This window comes from Paenibacillus antarcticus (genome assembly GCF_001637225.1).
Lineage (GTDB): Bacteria > Bacillota > Bacilli > Paenibacillales > Paenibacillaceae > Paenibacillus_AQ > Paenibacillus_AQ antarcticus.
On sequence record NZ_LVJI01000001.1, the window covers coordinates 319,041 to 334,035 of the forward strand.

At 40.6% G+C, this 14,995-nt stretch carries 14 protein-coding genes and 1 pseudogene; 3 read left to right on the forward strand and 12 right to left on the reverse strand.

All coding sequences use genetic code 11. The features are described from left to right. Nucleotides 1-154 precede the first annotated feature (154 nt). Complete coding sequence (locus PBAT_RS01550) at nt 155-1,249, forward strand: peptidylprolyl isomerase (protein ID WP_068645982.1); 1,095 nt, start codon at nt 155-157, stop codon at nt 1,247-1,249. A 123-nt stretch (nt 1,250-1,372) separates the two neighbouring features. Here PBAT_RS01550 and PBAT_RS01555 read toward each other — a convergent pair whose 3' ends face one another. From PBAT_RS01555 to PBAT_RS01590, 8 genes are all read right to left on the reverse strand, one after another. Continuing rightward, nucleotides 1,373-2,143: an MBL fold metallo-hydrolase gene (locus tag PBAT_RS01555; RefSeq protein ID WP_068645983.1), complete on the reverse strand. Its 771-nt coding sequence runs from the start codon at nt 2,141-2,143 to the stop codon at nt 1,373-1,375. A 136-nt stretch (nt 2,144-2,279) separates the two neighbouring features. Further along, the gene (locus tag PBAT_RS01560; protein ID WP_068645984.1) at nt 2,280-3,356 is read right to left on the reverse strand and encodes a sulfate ABC transporter substrate-binding protein; all 1,077 of its coding nucleotides are present in this window, start codon (nt 3,354-3,356) and stop codon (nt 2,280-2,282) included. Between the two features lie 41 nt (nt 3,357-3,397). Next, nucleotides 3,398-4,462 carry a sulfate/molybdate ABC transporter ATP-binding protein gene (locus tag PBAT_RS01565; protein WP_068645985.1) on the reverse strand — a complete coding sequence of 355 codons (1,065 nt, stop codon included), beginning with the start codon at nt 4,460-4,462 and terminating at the stop codon, nt 3,398-3,400. 1 nt (nt 4,463) lies between these two features. Continuing rightward, on the reverse strand, nt 4,464-5,261 hold the full coding sequence (locus tag PBAT_RS01570; protein ID WP_068645986.1) for a sulfate ABC transporter permease subunit: 798 nt from the start codon (nt 5,259-5,261) through the stop codon (nt 4,464-4,466). After that, nucleotides 5,258-6,073 (reverse strand): sulfate ABC transporter permease subunit CysT, encoded by an 816-nt coding sequence (cysT, locus tag PBAT_RS01575; protein WP_068645987.1) that lies wholly within the window; start codon nt 6,071-6,073, stop codon nt 5,258-5,260. Before cysT ends, PBAT_RS01570 begins: the two co-directional genes overlap by 4 nt. A gap of 349 nt (nt 6,074-6,422) precedes the next feature. Next, nucleotides 6,423-7,007, reverse strand: coding sequence for a TetR/AcrR family transcriptional regulator (locus tag PBAT_RS01580; protein ID WP_068645988.1), 585 nt, complete (start codon nt 7,005-7,007; stop codon nt 6,423-6,425). A 5-nt stretch (nt 7,008-7,012) separates the two neighbouring features. Beyond that, nucleotides 7,013-7,645, reverse strand: a complete 633-nt coding sequence (locus PBAT_RS01585) for a YigZ family protein (RefSeq protein WP_068645989.1) — start codon at nt 7,643-7,645, stop codon at nt 7,013-7,015. A gap of 132 nt (nt 7,646-7,777) precedes the next feature. Then, nucleotides 7,778-9,133 (reverse strand): glucose-6-phosphate isomerase, encoded by a 1,356-nt coding sequence (locus PBAT_RS01590; protein ID WP_068645990.1) that lies wholly within the window; start codon nt 9,131-9,133, stop codon nt 7,778-7,780. A gap of 198 nt (nt 9,134-9,331) precedes the next feature. On the opposite strand from PBAT_RS01590, the gene PBAT_RS01595 reads away from it, so the two are divergent. Next, nucleotides 9,332-10,231 carry an NAD(P)-dependent oxidoreductase gene (locus PBAT_RS01595; RefSeq protein WP_068645991.1) on the forward strand — a complete coding sequence of 300 codons (900 nt, stop codon included), beginning with the start codon at nt 9,332-9,334 and terminating at the stop codon, nt 10,229-10,231. A 129-nt stretch (nt 10,232-10,360) separates the two neighbouring features. Here the strand turns inward: PBAT_RS01595 and ppnP are convergent, their stop codons facing one another. Both ppnP and tkt read right to left on the reverse strand, forming a co-directional pair. Further along, nucleotides 10,361-10,672 carry a pyrimidine/purine nucleoside phosphorylase gene (ppnP, locus tag PBAT_RS01600; RefSeq protein ID WP_068645992.1) on the reverse strand — a complete coding sequence of 104 codons (312 nt, stop codon included), beginning with the start codon at nt 10,670-10,672 and terminating at the stop codon, nt 10,361-10,363. Between the two features lie 48 nt (nt 10,673-10,720). Continuing rightward, the gene (tkt, locus tag PBAT_RS01605) at nt 10,721-12,763 is read right to left on the reverse strand and encodes a transketolase (protein WP_068645993.1); all 2,043 of its coding nucleotides are present in this window, start codon (nt 12,761-12,763) and stop codon (nt 10,721-10,723) included. Nucleotides 12,764-13,177: 414 nt separating this feature from the next. Between tkt and PBAT_RS01610 the strand changes: the two genes are divergently transcribed. Next, nucleotides 13,178-13,744 (forward strand): C40 family peptidase, encoded by a 567-nt coding sequence (locus PBAT_RS01610; RefSeq protein WP_068645994.1) that lies wholly within the window; start codon nt 13,178-13,180, stop codon nt 13,742-13,744. Between the two features lie 62 nt (nt 13,745-13,806). On the opposite strand, the pseudogene PBAT_RS26340 reads toward PBAT_RS01610, so the two are convergent. After that, nucleotides 13,807-14,491 (reverse strand): annotated as a pseudogene (locus tag PBAT_RS26340) (DUF4184 family protein). Between the two features lie 127 nt (nt 14,492-14,618). After that, nucleotides 14,619-14,942, reverse strand: coding sequence for a 2Fe-2S iron-sulfur cluster-binding protein (locus PBAT_RS01620; RefSeq protein ID WP_068645996.1), 324 nt, complete (start codon nt 14,940-14,942; stop codon nt 14,619-14,621). Nucleotides 14,943-14,995 lie beyond the last annotated feature (53 nt).

Here is a 14,995-nt window from a genome sequence, read left to right on the forward strand (position 1 = left end):
ATCTTCAAATATACAATTATTACTAAATCATGGTAGTATTATGTTGTTCCGCTTGATTACTATCCATTGTTATAGCTATACATACCGTCAGACAACTTTAAATTAAATGTAATCTTGCGTGAAACAATTATACTAATGAGGAGTCTTGTAAACAATGAAATTCAATAAAAAAAGAAATATGGTTATTCTAACTTCCGCTCTAGTTCTATCTGCAACAGTGATGGTCAACAGTACGTATGCCCAACAAGCTACGAAGACATTGAAAGCCATCTATAACAACATCAAAATAGTTTACAACGGTATAACAATTACTTCTAACACGAATGCTGAAGCTTTTACTATCGACGGCACTACATACGTCCCCCTACGTATGGCTGGAGAAGCACTTGGCAAAACCGTCCAATGGGATTCAGCAAATAAACAAATTATGTTCACGGATAAAGAAGGTCCCACTGAGAACAACATTGTAGCTACTGTAAATGGTGTCGTTATCACAAAGGACAAGCTATACAATGAAATGGTTACACTTGGTGGGGCACAAACTTTAGATAGCCTCATTACAACAGTACTTGTTGATCAAGCGGCTACCAAAAAAAATATCACCGTTACGGATGAGGATCTAACTAAGGAGATCAATAAGCTCAAGAAGAACTACTCAACTGAGGCTGAATTTAATGCAGCTCTTACCCAATCAGGTATGTCATTGAATAACCTAAAAAACGAATTGAACATGCAGGTGAAAATCAATAAATTAGTAGAACCTCAAGTGAAGGTAACCACGGCTGATATCAAGAAATATTTCGTTGAAAATCCGGGTGTATATGACACAGAAGAAGAAGTACGTGCTTCACATATTTTAGTTGCAACTAAAGAAGAAGCAAAAAATATTCTGAAGGAACTCCAAGGCGGGGCTGATTTCGCTACCCTTGCTACAGCGAAGTCTTTGGATACCGGTTCAAAAATCAAAGGTGGCGACTTGGGTTTCTTCGCTCGTGGTACCATGGTGGATACATTCGAAAAAGCTGCATTCGCTTTAAATAAGGGTAAGTTAAGTGACATTATTGAATCAAGTTTCGGATTCCACATCATTAAAGTTACCGACCGTAAAGATGCACATAAGGCCACGTTTGAAGAGGCAAGTGCAGAAATTAAAGAAGCCTTAGTAAGTCAACAGATTGCAACGTTATCTTCAACTTGGTTGGCTGAGCTTAAAGAAAAGTCCAACATTACGAATACACTGATTAGATAACATACAGATTCAATAGAAATTACTTAGCAGCAATCGACATCAAACAGGTATCTTGTACGCAATTATTGGTGCGAAAGATACCTGTTTTTTTGTATCCACATCCATTTATTTATGATTTCCCTTTCAAATCAGCACAACATGAAGACCTGTACAGGCTAATGTCACCTCTCTTGGAAGTGGGTATTCTTGATTCAGATCAACATCATGAGACATATGTGTGTAGATCACCTTGTTCGGTTTAATCTCTTTCAACAACAATTCCGCCTCCTTCATATCGTAGACAGATCTTGTTGTGAATTCAGCAGTTTCATGATAGAAACTTGTACCTAATACCAACAGGTTCAATCCAAACATCGGTTGTTTCTCCGTATGATTAAGGTTAATAGCATCTGAGCAATACACCCAGCTATACTCACCCTTTTCAAGTCGATATGCGTAAGAATAGCCATTTTTACCGTGACACACCTTCCAACCGGTAATATGCCACCCAGCCAATTGAATTCCATGATCTATAGCGATACATTCAATATGGTTCTTCAACCAAGGGAATTGGGCACAAATTTGTGTTATGACTTCGCTCGGTGCGTACAGCTGACCCTTTCTATTCGTCCAACGACAAGCATCCGCCCACTCTGGTAATCCTGCAATATGGTCGAAATGTGCATGCGTTACTAGAACCTTCTCTGTCATTCGCATTTCAAGTGTCTCCATCTGGCTACGCCAATCAGGACCGCAATCAATGAGGAAAGATTCACTGTCTCCTTCAACCATAACGGATGATCTCAATCTACGATTTACGCCAGTCTCCCTTGCTTCCATACAAACACTACAGTCGCAGTATACCCGTGGTACGCCCATAGCGTCACCTGTTCCAAGAAACAATAATCTATCCATGTTGATTAATTTCTCCTTATCTGCCTATGTATAGCTCTATTATAATTCATAAACAACCCAACGCAAAAGGAGGACACACCCTACACTAAGGGGGTATCCTTCTTTATTATCTTACACTAAACATTTAAACTTAACTTTAAATCCCCGCTAATACCTGATACCACACACCTCGTTTAGCATATATTGTATCCCGTACCTGTCCCCATCCTCCGAGGTAATCAATATCAAACAATCCCTTAGGAGTCGGATATCTATCTTGGTTCTCAGCATATACCTCTTCATTCACCGAACGAAATCCGTGCTTGGCGAATATCCTTTGCGCTTCTTCACTCCACAGATACTGTACAAAAGCTTCAGCTAATTCACGCGTATTATGTTTATCTGCGTATGTACTAACTACAGCAGCTGGATTCTCAATCAGTATCGTATTGTGGGGAACGACGATATCGTATTTCTTACCTTTTTGAATACGAGCAAATAGTTCGTTCTCATAGGTTATAATAACATCGCCAACACCATATTCAAATGCTGCCATAGAAGATCTACCACTCTTATCTAGAGATTCCACATTCTCATGTACCTGAACAAGAAACTGTTTGGCAACCTCAGGATCCTTCTTCCCTTGTTCCTCAGACATTTTCAGCCCAGCTCCATAAATCGCATTGATGTCCCACTGTGCACCACCAGAAGTTTTAGGATTCGGATACAATACCTTCACACCTGGCTTCGTTAGATCCTTGAAGTCTTGTATTCCTAAAGGATTTCCCTCGCGAGTACCTAGCACAACAATCGATCGGGTCACCATTCCCTGCTCAGGTTTGTTCTTCCAATCGGCGTCCACTAACTTAGCCTTAATCAATTTATCGATATCACCTTCCATTGCAAGAAGGGTCACATCTGCTTCGAAACCTCCAACAATAGAACGTGCTTGAGTACCCGAAGCTTCATAGGATTCTTGAAATTTGACTGTCTGCCCTGTCTTCTCTTTCCATTCCTGCTGAAACAAAGGTAAGATATCAGCTAAAGCATCCTTAGCTACACTATATGCGCCGATCACAAGGGTTTTCTCTGCGTGGGTTTTCTCTGCGTCTTCTGCAGGTTCTTTACTAGAAGAAGCGGGTAGATCGTCATTGCTACAGCCTATGACCCATAGACTCATTACTAGTATCATTATGCTGAAGAATGCGTAACGACTAAAGATTCCTCTTCGCATCATCTTCTCCCCCTCCCATTCCCATCTATGCAAAAGCTCTATTAAATCATGATTGAAACTGGGACATCTTTCAGCCTATTTTCCATAATCCAGCTTCGTTCCTCATTGAACAAGTAAGCACGATGAACCAATACACGGACTTCCTGACCTATACTCAATGTCTCTTTCTCTAATGAACGATACGTGATCAGCTTATGACCAGCTACTTCAACTTCAACTAACCATTCGCTTCCTCGAAAATGTAAATGTCGTATAATCCCCACTTCTGTTGCTGAAGCAAGAATAAATTCGTGTTCGTGACCCACTTCGATATATTCTGGTCGTATCAAAGCACGGGTTCCTGATTTATTCTCTGCTTCTTCAAATCCCAACAAATCAGATATATGATCAATCAACGTGGACTCACCAATAAATGTCGCCACAAACGGTGTCTTCGGCTCTTTATAAATATCCCAAGGTGTTCCCTTCTGCTCGACACGTCCTTGATTAATTATCATAATTTCATCTGCCACTTCAATGGCTTCATCTTGATCATGGGTTACAAAAATGGAGGTAATCCCTACACGTTCAATTAAGTCTCTAAGCCATGTACGAAGCTCCTGACGAATCTTGGCATCAATAGCCGCGAATGGTTCATCTAATAGTAACAGTTGCGGTTCTGGTGCTAGTGCACGTGCAAAAGCAACTCTTTGTCGTTGCCCACCAGATAATTGATGCGGATAACGTTTCTCAAATCCTTTGAGTCCAGTCAACTCTACCAATTCCATAACTCGAGCCTTCACCTTAGCACTAGGCATCTTCTTCACTTTCAAACCAAAAGCAATATTGTCGAACACCGTCATATGCTTAAATAACGCATAGTTCTGAAATACGAATCCTATGCCGCGCTCCTGAGGTGGCAATGCATTTACCAGTTTCCCATGAAAGCGAATTTCACCAGAATCGAGTCCTTCTAGGCCTGCTAGCATCCGTAATATCGATGTTTTCCCACCACCACTTGGCCCCAACAAACCGATCAAATGGCCCTTTTGGATATCAAAACTAACGTCTTTCACAGCATGGAAATCTCCAAAATGTTTGTTTAAATTACGGACCTCTATATGCATATCAGGACACGCCCTTTCTTCTTTTCGTCCATTCCATCATCAGTAACAATCCAATAGAAATAGCTGCAAGGACTAGGGCTACGCTATTGGCGGCAATCACATTGAAATTCTCTACATCCTGATACACAAGCGTAGTCGCCGTCTGAGTCTTGTTCATAATGTTACCTGATACGACAAGAACTGCTCCGAACTCTCCCAGTGACCGCGCTACCGTTAATACGACTCCATATAGAACTGCCCATTGGATCGAAGGCCATGTAACCTTCCAGAATGTTGTCCATCCATAGGCACCCAGTGTGGATGCTGCTTCCTCTTGTTGCGCTCCGATCTCCTGAAGTACAGGCATGACTTCACGAACCATTAAGGGGAAAGTAACAAACAAAGTAGCAATAACCATACCGGGAAATGCGTATACTACCCGAAATCCAATATTTTCAAAAAAACCACCCATGATACTTTCTGGTCCCAGCAACAATACGATCATTAAACCACCGATAACTGGCGATACCGCATATGGAAGATCCACAATACTATTTAAAAAGCCCTTTATCTTACGACTGAGCCAATGGCTTCTAACCAAATAGATAGCCATCATGACTCCAAAGAGCGTATTTATACATGTAACGACAACGACAACCAGCCCAGTTACCATCAGGGCATGTATCGCTTCAGGTCGGATTAAGGCATCTTTCCAACCGCTAAAGCCCTCACTGAAAGCACCTGATCCTATTTTTAATAAAGGAATAATAATCAATACAATGAACACAATGTACGTCAGTGTAATCCAGTACTTCTTCATGATCTTCTCCCTCTCATCTGCACCAAGTTAATGCACCATAATATAGAGAAAGATAACGTTAGAAGAATGATAGACACTGCCGCAGCCCCTGCAGCATTATCACTTTCAACTTCACCATATATAAAAACAGAAGCAATTAGTGTTCGACCTGGAATATTACCGGCTACAAGGACAACAGCTCCGAATTCCGCTAAAGCTCTAGAAAATGCTAGCATTCCACCGCTAATCATACCCGGTGCCATCGAAGGTAGTAGCACTTTACGAAACACATGTGATCCTGATGCACCCATCGTATATGCCGCTTCTTCTTCTGATGGATCTATTTCTTCTAGTAACGGCTGTACCGCTCGAATCACAAAGGGAAAAGTTACAAATACCATGGCGATCACAATCGCTGGCTGATGAAATACAATTTCGAATCCTAATGATTCCGCTATGGATCCAATAAAACTTCCCGGACCTAACAACAATAGAATCATAAGACCTCCAACCGCAGTTGGTAACGCAAACGGCAAATCCACCAAGCTATTCAGAATCGATCTTCCAAAGAAAGAATATCGGTTTAATACCCATGCAATCATCGTCCCTATAACCACATTGATTAGAGTTGCAATGACAGCTAATTTCAGTGTTAAAAGGACCGATTTCCATGCGATGGGATCACTCACACTCTCTATGAACAAGGACCATCCTAGGGAAAACGAATTGAAATAAACGCCTAGTAAAGGTAATACGATGAGCATAATAAAATACAATAAAACAGTACTTCGAAATCCCCAGATCCATCCCTTATGCCGCAATATCGTGTTCATAACTCATTCCCCCTGCCTCCAAAGTTCAATTTGGACGGCTCATCCGTTAAGAATATTTTAATAATACCCATTAATCCACTTGGTTTTATACATATCAGTACTTTACCAAAATTTAACTCATAACGTCAATAGTTTTATTGAATATCTTTCCAATTCATACTTCGCATCTATACCTTACGGAAAGAAAAAAATTTAGACATGCCAAACAGGCGAGAGATGAGCAGGTCCTAGCCTGCCTATCTCTCGCCTTATTATTCTAAAGTTATTTCACTATCTAAATTGATCATAATACTATGATCTTGCAACGCGGTATCAATTTAAAGCATAAAGGTCAATAGACATAAGTCAACTACCCTAAATTGCGACAAATCAACGATACATGCGAAAGGGCTAATGGCTTAATCTCTTCAAAGGGAATACGATCTTGAATATAATATGATATGAATCCATGTAGCGACAAAAACAATGTCCGCGATAGCTGATCGGGATCCCCTCCAACATGTCCACCATCTTGTAAATAGCTGAAAACGATGGAAGTGAACAATTCAAAGCAACGGCCTTGTTCAAAACGACAGTAGGCAAGTAATTCCTCATCACGAATCATAAACATAATCTCATATTGATGTGGGTTGTTCATGCCATATGATACAAATTCCATCATAAAGTATTCTAGCTTAGACAACCCTTCTGTTTCTTCCACATCAGATGCTTGAACCAAACGATGCGCGAGATGGGCGAAATCCTCTACAACAATAGCATAGAATAACTCTGCTTTCTCTTTAAAATGATAATATAAAGAGCCATGACTATAACCAAGGTGCTGTCCTATACTGCGCATTGAAATGGCACGATATCCTTTTGTAACAAATAGATTTCTAGCTGCTTCCAAAATCCGTTCCCTCGATAATTCCTGTTCCACCGCTCTTCTTGCCATAGACGTTATTCCCCTTCAATATAATAAAGCTGTACTCCCTCCGAGATCAGGGATTGACCTTGCGTTAAGTCAATCATCCATGCCTTAAATACTTCCGCCTCACTATTCCTTGGAAGACATGTTAGCATCACCTTATCAGTAAAGAAAGTTTCTCCCATTCTAACCTCTTTGTTACGTAGTTCATTCTCTACTTTACCCAACCAAGTATAATCTACTTCCACAAAAATTTGTTGATGTAGAGAACGAGTAATGACCTCTCCTGATTCAATCGCAACAACAGCTCCGTCTGTATATGCCCGGATCAACCCTCCAGCACCTAACATAATCCCACCGAAATACCGAGTGACTACAATCGCAACATTACGTAAGCCTTGATTACGGATCACTTCTAGGATAGGTTTACCTGCTGTACCACTTGGTTCACCATCATCTGATTGTTTCTGGATCTCATTCCTTTCACCCAACATGTACGCTGAACAGTTATGAGTTGCATTCCAGTGTTGTTTCTTGATGTCTTCGATGAATGCAACAGCCTCAGCTTCAGTCTCTACAGGCATAACATGCCCGATGAATCTTGACTTCTTGATGACTATTTCGTTAGATCCTGATCTTCTTACAGTCTTATAACTTTCAATCATACATAACCCTTCCCTATAAACACGGCATACTTGTCTTTATTTTAAGAAAAGCAGTTCTCCGAATATGGTGCGACCGGTGAACTGCTTTTATCTGCGAAATATTATTATATATTCTATTCTAACAGGAAAAACCTATTCTGTAAGTCTAGCTTCAAGTTCAGCTTTTTCCTTCTCATAACCAGGTTTACCAAGTAGTGCGAACATATTTCTCTTATAAGCTTCAACACCTGGTTGGTCAAATGGATTAACACCTTGTAGGTAGCCACTGATTCCGACTGCCTTTTCAAAGAAGTATACCAAATATCCGAAGGAGTATGGCGTCATGTTTGGAACCGTAACAATCAAGTTAGGTACTTGACCATCTGTATGAGCAAGCATCGTTCCTTGGAAAGCTTTCTTGTTCACGAAATCCATCGTTTTACCTGCCAAGAAGTTCAATCCATCCAAATCGTCAGGATCGCTCTCAATTGTAATATGCTCAGCCACTTCTTCTACCTGAATAATGGTCTCGAAAATATTACGGCTACCTTCTTGGATAAATTGTCCCATCGAATGGAGGTCCGTTGAGAAATCAACAGATGCAGGGAAGATTCCTTTATAATCCTTACCTTCACTTTCACCGAACAATTGCTTCCACCATTCGGATACATAGTGCAAAGAAGGCTCATAATTCACAAGAATTTCAATGGCTTTACCTTTACGGTATAAAGCGTTACGAACAGCAGCGTACTGGTAGCTCAGGTTCTCAGCTACATTAGGGTTACTGAATTCCTGGGAAGCGTCAGCCGCACCTTGCATCATTTCTTCAATGTTAATTCCTGCTGTAGCAATTGGCAATAGACCCACCGGTGTCAGAACAGAAAAACGTCCACCGACATCATCTGGAATAATGAAAGATTCATATCCTTCTTCATTAGCCAGCTTCTTAAGTGCACCTTTTTCTTTATCGGTTGTAGCATAGATCCGTTTGCGAGCTTCTTCTTTACCATATTTCTTTTCTAGATCAGCACGGAATACACGGAATGCCACTGCTGGTTCAGTTGTTGTACCTGATTTAGAGATCACGTTGACGGAGTAATCTTTACCCTCTACAAGATCCAATAAATGCGTAATGTACGTTGAGCTGATATTGTTACCTGCGAAATAAATTTCAGGAGTTTTGCGTTTATCTTTAGGTAGCATGTTGTAGAAAGAGTGAGAAAGTGCTTCAATAGCAGCTCTAGCTCCAAGATATGAACCACCAATACCGATAACAATCAGTACCTCGGAGTCGCTTTGAATCTTCTTAGCAGCTTTCTGAATACGAGCAAATTCTTCTTTATCATATTGTGTTGGTAGGTCAATCCATCCAAGTGCGTCTGATCCTACTCCTGTTCCATTGTGCAACTGATCATGAGCAAGTTTGATCGGTTCAGCTAAATAGTCAATTTCATGTTGATTAATGAAAGATAACGCTTTGCTGTAATCAAAATTAATTTTTTTAGACATAAGTATGGTAACCTCCTGAATTTTTATAGCTCTATCTCTTTATTCCGTAAACCTTCTTTAAACTAGAATACTTCAAAATCATAGCACTGACAAGGTTTGGCAGAATCATTTGAACTCATTTGAGCCACCAATGGAATGTACCAGATACTCGTGTTACTATAAATGAAGTTTATAACCTAAATAGAGAAGGTGACTCTTGTGAAAAAAATCGGATTTATAGGACTTGGAACGATGGGTTTACCCATGGCAACCAATCTACTTAACAAAGGGTACGAAGTGACTGTCTACAATCGCACCACTTCCAAATGCCAACCTCTGATTAATCAGGGAGCTACTATAGCATCCACTCCACGTGAAGCTACCCATGGCACAGATGTTGTGATCACGATGGTAAGTAACGACGATTCGATTCGTAGCATTTATTACGGTGAAGATGGTATTCTAGATGCCGTTCGCAGTGGAACGACCGTTATTGATTGCAGTACGATTTCTCCAGAACTCGTTAAACAATTGGCTGCCGAAGTTAATAAACGCGGGGCACATTTTATTGATGCTCCTGTTACAGGTAGTAGTCCAGCTGCTATTGATGGCACGCTAGTCTTTATGGTTGGAGGAAGTGCTGATATCATTACCATCCAATCGGACATATTCGATACACTAGGCAAACGGGTACTTCATATGGGTGCTAATGGTAGCGGAGCCGTCGCTAAGTTAGCTCATAACACGATGGTAGGAATCAACAATCTCGCCCTAGTCGAAGGTTTCTCCATAGCCTCAAAGTCAGGTATACCTGCTGATACGTTCCTTGAACTCGTTCAGCTTGGTTCTGCTGGAAGTAAGGCCGCTGATCTTAAAGGTCGCAAAATTATAGATCATGATTTCACTAACCAATTCTCGCTACAACTCATGTTGAAAGATCTTAAACTCGCTTCTTCACTTACCGACTCCATCGGGGTTCCTACTCCGATGCTTAACCTAGCAAAAAGCTTATTCCAAACAGGACAAAGCGAAGGATTCGGTGAAGAAGATCTCTCGGCTGTTGTGAAATGTTATGAAGCTTGGATCGGTCATACCATTGCTGGCAAGCCGCTTCAGTAGTTGTTGTTGGTTAGCTTGAAGTTATCAAAGGATACTTTATGCGTGTTGATCATTGTAATAAAAAGGGTACGCCTGGGGTAATCCCAGGCTTACCCTTTTTATTATGGTTTTCTTGAAATATCCCTTTAACTAAACATACGAGCAGCAGTAATCCGTTACACTACGAACTTCAAGCTTGAATTTGGACTGTCCAGGCACATGAAATGTACTTGGTCCTTTAATCGTTTGCCATTCCGTTGCATCTGGTAACAAGACTTCTAGATCTCCAGAAAGAATCTCCATGATCTCAGGAACATCTGTGCCGAACTCATAAGTACCTGGAAGCATAATACCTAGTGTAACTTTAGAACCACCATCTAATATGACAGTACGACTAGTCACCTTACCGTCATAATACACATTGGCAGCCTTAACAATTGTAGCGTTACTGAACTCAGACATGTTGATCCCCACTCCCAATTTCAATAAAATACGATATCGAACAGGCGATTAAAGAAGTGCTTTAACGCGGCTAACGACATTCTCAACCGTAAATCCGTATTCCTTCATGACACGGTCTCCAGGGGCAGATGCTCCGAATGTAGAGATACCTAGAATGTCACCTTGGTCTCCAACGTACTTCTCCCAGCCTAGTGGATAAGCCATTTCAACTGCAAGACGAGCCTTCACTTCTGGCAAGATAACAGACTCTTTATATGCTTTATCTTGTTTCTCGAATAAATCCCAACTTGGCATACTGATGACACGCACTTCAATGCCTTCTTTAGCCAGTTCTTCTTGAGCTCTAACAGCAAGCTGTACTTCAGAACCCGTAGCAAGAATTTGTGCAACTGGTTTACCATTTTTCGCATCTGCCACAACATAAGCACCACGTTTGATTCCTTCACGAGCACCTTCTACGGATGCAGCAAGAATCGGAAGATTCTGACGAGTCAATACAAGAGCTACCGGATTAGAAGTATTCTCAACCGTATAAGCCCATGCAGCAGACGTTTCATTAGCATCAGCCGGACGAATAACTGTAAGACCTGGGATAATGCGTAGGGAAGCTAATTGCTCGATAGGTTCATGTGTTGGACCATCTTCACCTACGGCGATACTATCATGCGTCAACACATAGGTTACTGGAAGACCCATAATTGCCGCTAAACGAACAGCTGGACGCAAGTAATCAGTAAATACGAAGAACGTTCCGCCAAAAATTTTAAGTCCTTTGTGAAGTGCAATACCGTTCATCGCAGCAGCCATAGCAAACTCACGTACACCATAGTAAACATTACGACCTGAATAGTCATTTGAATCGAAAGTAGTGAGACCATTTAAGTGAGTCATTGTTGAGCTTTCCAAGTCAGCAGATCCACCAAGAAGCTGCGGTACATTTCCAACTAGACCATTCAATGCATTACCGGAAGCTACACGTGTAGAGACCGCTTTGTCTTCAGTACTGTATTTTGGAAGATCCTTGTCCCAACCTTCAGGTAGGTTTTCTGCAACAGCATTCTCGAATTGAGCTGCAAGCTCAGGGTAAGCATTCTTATATTGTCCAAATTGCTCTTCCCATGCTTGGTAAGTAGCAATACCTTCTTCTTTTACTTTAGCGAAATGTTCCCGAACTTCTTGTGGCACATAGAAGTCTTCTTCATATACCCATTTGTAAGCTTCTTTAGTTAACTTAGCTTCTTCAGCACCTAGTGGAGATCCGTGCGTACCACCATGTCCACCTTTACCTTGTTTGTTCGGGCTACCATATCCAATGACTGTTTTAACTTCAATCAATGTAGGACGATCTGTATCAGCTTGCGCTTCTTCAATCGCTTTCTCAATAGCAGGTAGATCATTACCGTCTTCTACGCGCAATACTTGCCATCCATAAGCTTCAAAACGTTTTTGAACACTCTCAGAGAATGACAAGTTAAGTACGCCGTCCAAAGTAATATCATTGGAATCATAAAGAGTAATCAACTTACCTAGTTTAAGATGCGCAGCAAGCGAAGCGGCTTCACTAGAAATACCCTCCATCAAATCGCCATCACCACAAATAGCATATGTGAAATGGTCAACTACGTTGTAGTTATCTTTATTATAAGTAGCAGCAAGTTGAGCTTCAGCCATAGCCATACCCACAGCCATACCAATACCTTGTCCAAGAGGACCTGTCGTCGCATCTACGCCAGCTGTGTGGCCGTATTCTGGATGACCTGGTGTCAAACTTCCCCATTGACGGAAATTCTTCAACTCTTCCATTGGAAGATCATATCCACTTAGGTGTAGCAAGCTGTAAAGTAACATCGAACCATGTCCAGCAGACAATACGAAACGATCCCGGTTGATCCATGTTGGTTGATCAGGATTATGGTTCATCGTCTTCGCAAATAGTTGATATCCCATTGGAGCGGATCCCATTGGCATCCCTGGGTGTCCAGAGTTCGCCTTTTCAATGGCATCTATAGCCAAAGTACGTATCGTTGTAATAGATAAATTATCAATCTTGCTGTTCTCTTCTTTGTTAATCACTTGATTATTGTTAGTCATGTATATCCTCCTCTTACTTCTGTTAAATCTTACGTCACAAAGCTCTTCATAACGTATTTAACTGCGCTATTATGAAATAAATACGCTTTGAATGTTTCAATATGACTTATTGTAACACTTGGCTCACTTCTTTTCCATATCCTTGTTCAGTTTTTACCTTCACGAACTGACTTATCCCTTATAAAATACAATAAAATCAGTTCTGTGCATGTCATATTGAACTATTCAGTTCAACTGCTTCACGTTGTATGTTCAGCTAGGAATACTATAATCAGAAAAACTATTACTACATTATCAGGAATTATCAGTAAAAAAGAGATATAACTGTGGTAAACTACTACTATCATCAAAGAAGAGCACTCGTAGCTGAACTCATATTAAGCTTACGATGGGTATATGATGGAGTAAAGGATGATGACAATGAAGGACCATGAGATTTATGTCCTGCTCACGGATACAGGCACAGTTCTTAATAGAACCATTAAATGGTTTACGAAGGATCCTCTAAATCATGCATCTATAGCCTTTGACAGAAAACTAACAGACGTATATAGCTTCGGTAGAAAGACTCAAAACAATCCATTCTTCGCTGGTTTTGTTAAGGAAGATATGAGTTGGGAATTATTTAAGCATGCCACATGTGAGGTATACTGTTGTAAAGTGAGCACGCAGGTCTATAACAATATTCGCAATCAAATTCTTGATATGGAACGCAACCATGCGCAATACAAATATAATTTAATTGGTATGCTTGCCCTTCTTCTCAATGTGGAAATCAAAAGGGACCATGCTTATTTCTGCTCTCAATTTGTAGCCTCTGTATTTGAAAAAAATGGCATTCATTTAATTAATAAATCCTCATTGTTTGCTACACCTGGTGACTTAGTCAATGCACCAGACCTACAACTAATCTACAAAGGAAAACTCCGCCACTATATCAAACCAACTCGAATGGCTTTCAAACGAACAAGAACTGCATAACATGTAACCGCAAGGGATAGAAATTGGTTCATTATCCTCCCGTTGTAATGAAAACTCACTTTTCATTTAAAGCGTATCCTATAAATAATGCTAGACACTACTATCCCCAGGAAGCACCCAGAGATCAATGAAACGACTAACATTCCAATGTAATTCGTACTTGTGGAGAATGAGAACTTCAGTATGACGGTCATTATGGTTACGAACAGAACGACCGCCCCAAATCTTATTTTTGTTCTACTATTCATCCGAGCATAGCTTTGATCTACTTGGGTTTTACGGAGTAGTAATGTCAGAATGCTACTCTCAAATATTAAGCCCACAATAGATAGTGAATGTTGTAGCATTTTATAAACAGGTATCCCCATGATGTACTCTCGTAAAAAGCTATATTTCATAACAAAAAAGCCGGATTTATGTGTAAACGCATCCAATAGAACATGTGAGTAAAATCCAATCCCTACAGAGACCATAAATATTATCCATATCAAACAATGAGGGTAAGTTACGGGTTAGAGGCACCTTAATTAATAAATGAAAAACGAAAGCTAACAATATACTTAATGGTATGGCCTGTATAAAGAAACCTTTTGTTGTGTGACCTATGCTTTGGTAAGGTTCAAGTGCTATGAAATACTCAAAATCCGGTGCCATACTCCCAAGAATGATTCCTGTTAAACTCATATATTTGGGTTTCAACAACTTTAAAGGTGCAGCATACAGTGGATGTGCAAATGTAAAGGGCACAATATCAGTCCTTCCTCTCGCAATAAAAAATAAAAATACATCCCTAGAATATCATCGGTTTTTCCAATGTCATTCTATGGGGATGCATTCAGAAGATAGTCCATATGTTCGTTATGGTTGATTGATATTACTCTTGTGGGCGTCCGCCCGGTTCCAAACCTGACTCGGAAGCTGTCATCAACGGCCTTACAGATAGATCTGAGTGTACTCGAACTTGACAAGAGAGACGGATATTAGGATCCGTAATCTCTTTCTTAGCAAGAAGTTCTGCTTCTACCTGCTCAATCGGTCCGGCGTCTCCCTCTAGAATCTCAACCCGGCAAGTTGTACATCTAGCGTTCCCACCACAACGGTGTAATATATCTACACCATTGTCTTCAAGAACTAGTACTAGCTTTCTTCCTTCTTCGGCTTGAAATGAGCCTTTTCCTTCTACTTGAATCGTTGACATGTGATCTACTCCCTTCGTTACATCTAAACTTCTATTTTACCTGATCCTGGAAT

Coding starts and splice junctions, on each gene's coding strand:
- PBAT_RS01550 (WP_068645982.1), top strand. CDS start 155: ATGAAATTCAATAAAAAAAGAAATATGGTTATTCTAACTTCCGCTCTA.
- PBAT_RS01555 (WP_068645983.1), bottom strand. CDS start 2,143: ATGGATAGATTATTGTTTCTTGGAACAGGTGACGCTATGGGCGTACCA.
- PBAT_RS01560 (WP_068645984.1), bottom strand. CDS start 3,356: ATGCGAAGAGGAATCTTTAGTCGTTACGCATTCTTCAGCATAATGATA.
- PBAT_RS01565 (WP_068645985.1), bottom strand. CDS start 4,462: ATGCATATAGAGGTCCGTAATTTAAACAAACATTTTGGAGATTTCCAT.
- PBAT_RS01570 (WP_068645986.1), bottom strand. CDS start 5,261: ATGAAGAAGTACTGGATTACACTGACGTACATTGTGTTCATTGTATTG.
- cysT (WP_068645987.1), bottom strand. CDS start 6,073: ATGAACACGATATTGCGGCATAAGGGATGGATCTGGGGATTTCGAAGT.
- PBAT_RS01580 (WP_068645988.1), bottom strand. CDS start 7,007: ATGGCAAGAAGAGCGGTGGAACAGGAATTATCGAGGGAACGGATTTTG.
- PBAT_RS01585 (WP_068645989.1), bottom strand. CDS start 7,645: ATGATTGAAAGTTATAAGACTGTAAGAAGATCAGGATCTAACGAAATA.
- PBAT_RS01590 (WP_068645990.1), bottom strand. CDS start 9,133: ATGTCTAAAAAAATTAATTTTGATTACAGCAAAGCGTTATCTTTCATT.
- ppnP (WP_068645992.1), bottom strand. CDS start 10,672: ATGTCTGAGTTCAGTAACGCTACAATTGTTAAGGCTGCCAATGTGTAT.
- tkt (WP_068645993.1), bottom strand. CDS start 12,763: ATGACTAACAATAATCAAGTGATTAACAAAGAAGAGAACAGCAAGATT.
- PBAT_RS01610 (WP_068645994.1), top strand. CDS start 13,178: ATGACAATGAAGGACCATGAGATTTATGTCCTGCTCACGGATACAGGC.
- PBAT_RS01620 (WP_068645996.1), bottom strand. CDS start 14,942: ATGTCAACGATTCAAGTAGAAGGAAAAGGCTCATTTCAAGCCGAAGAA.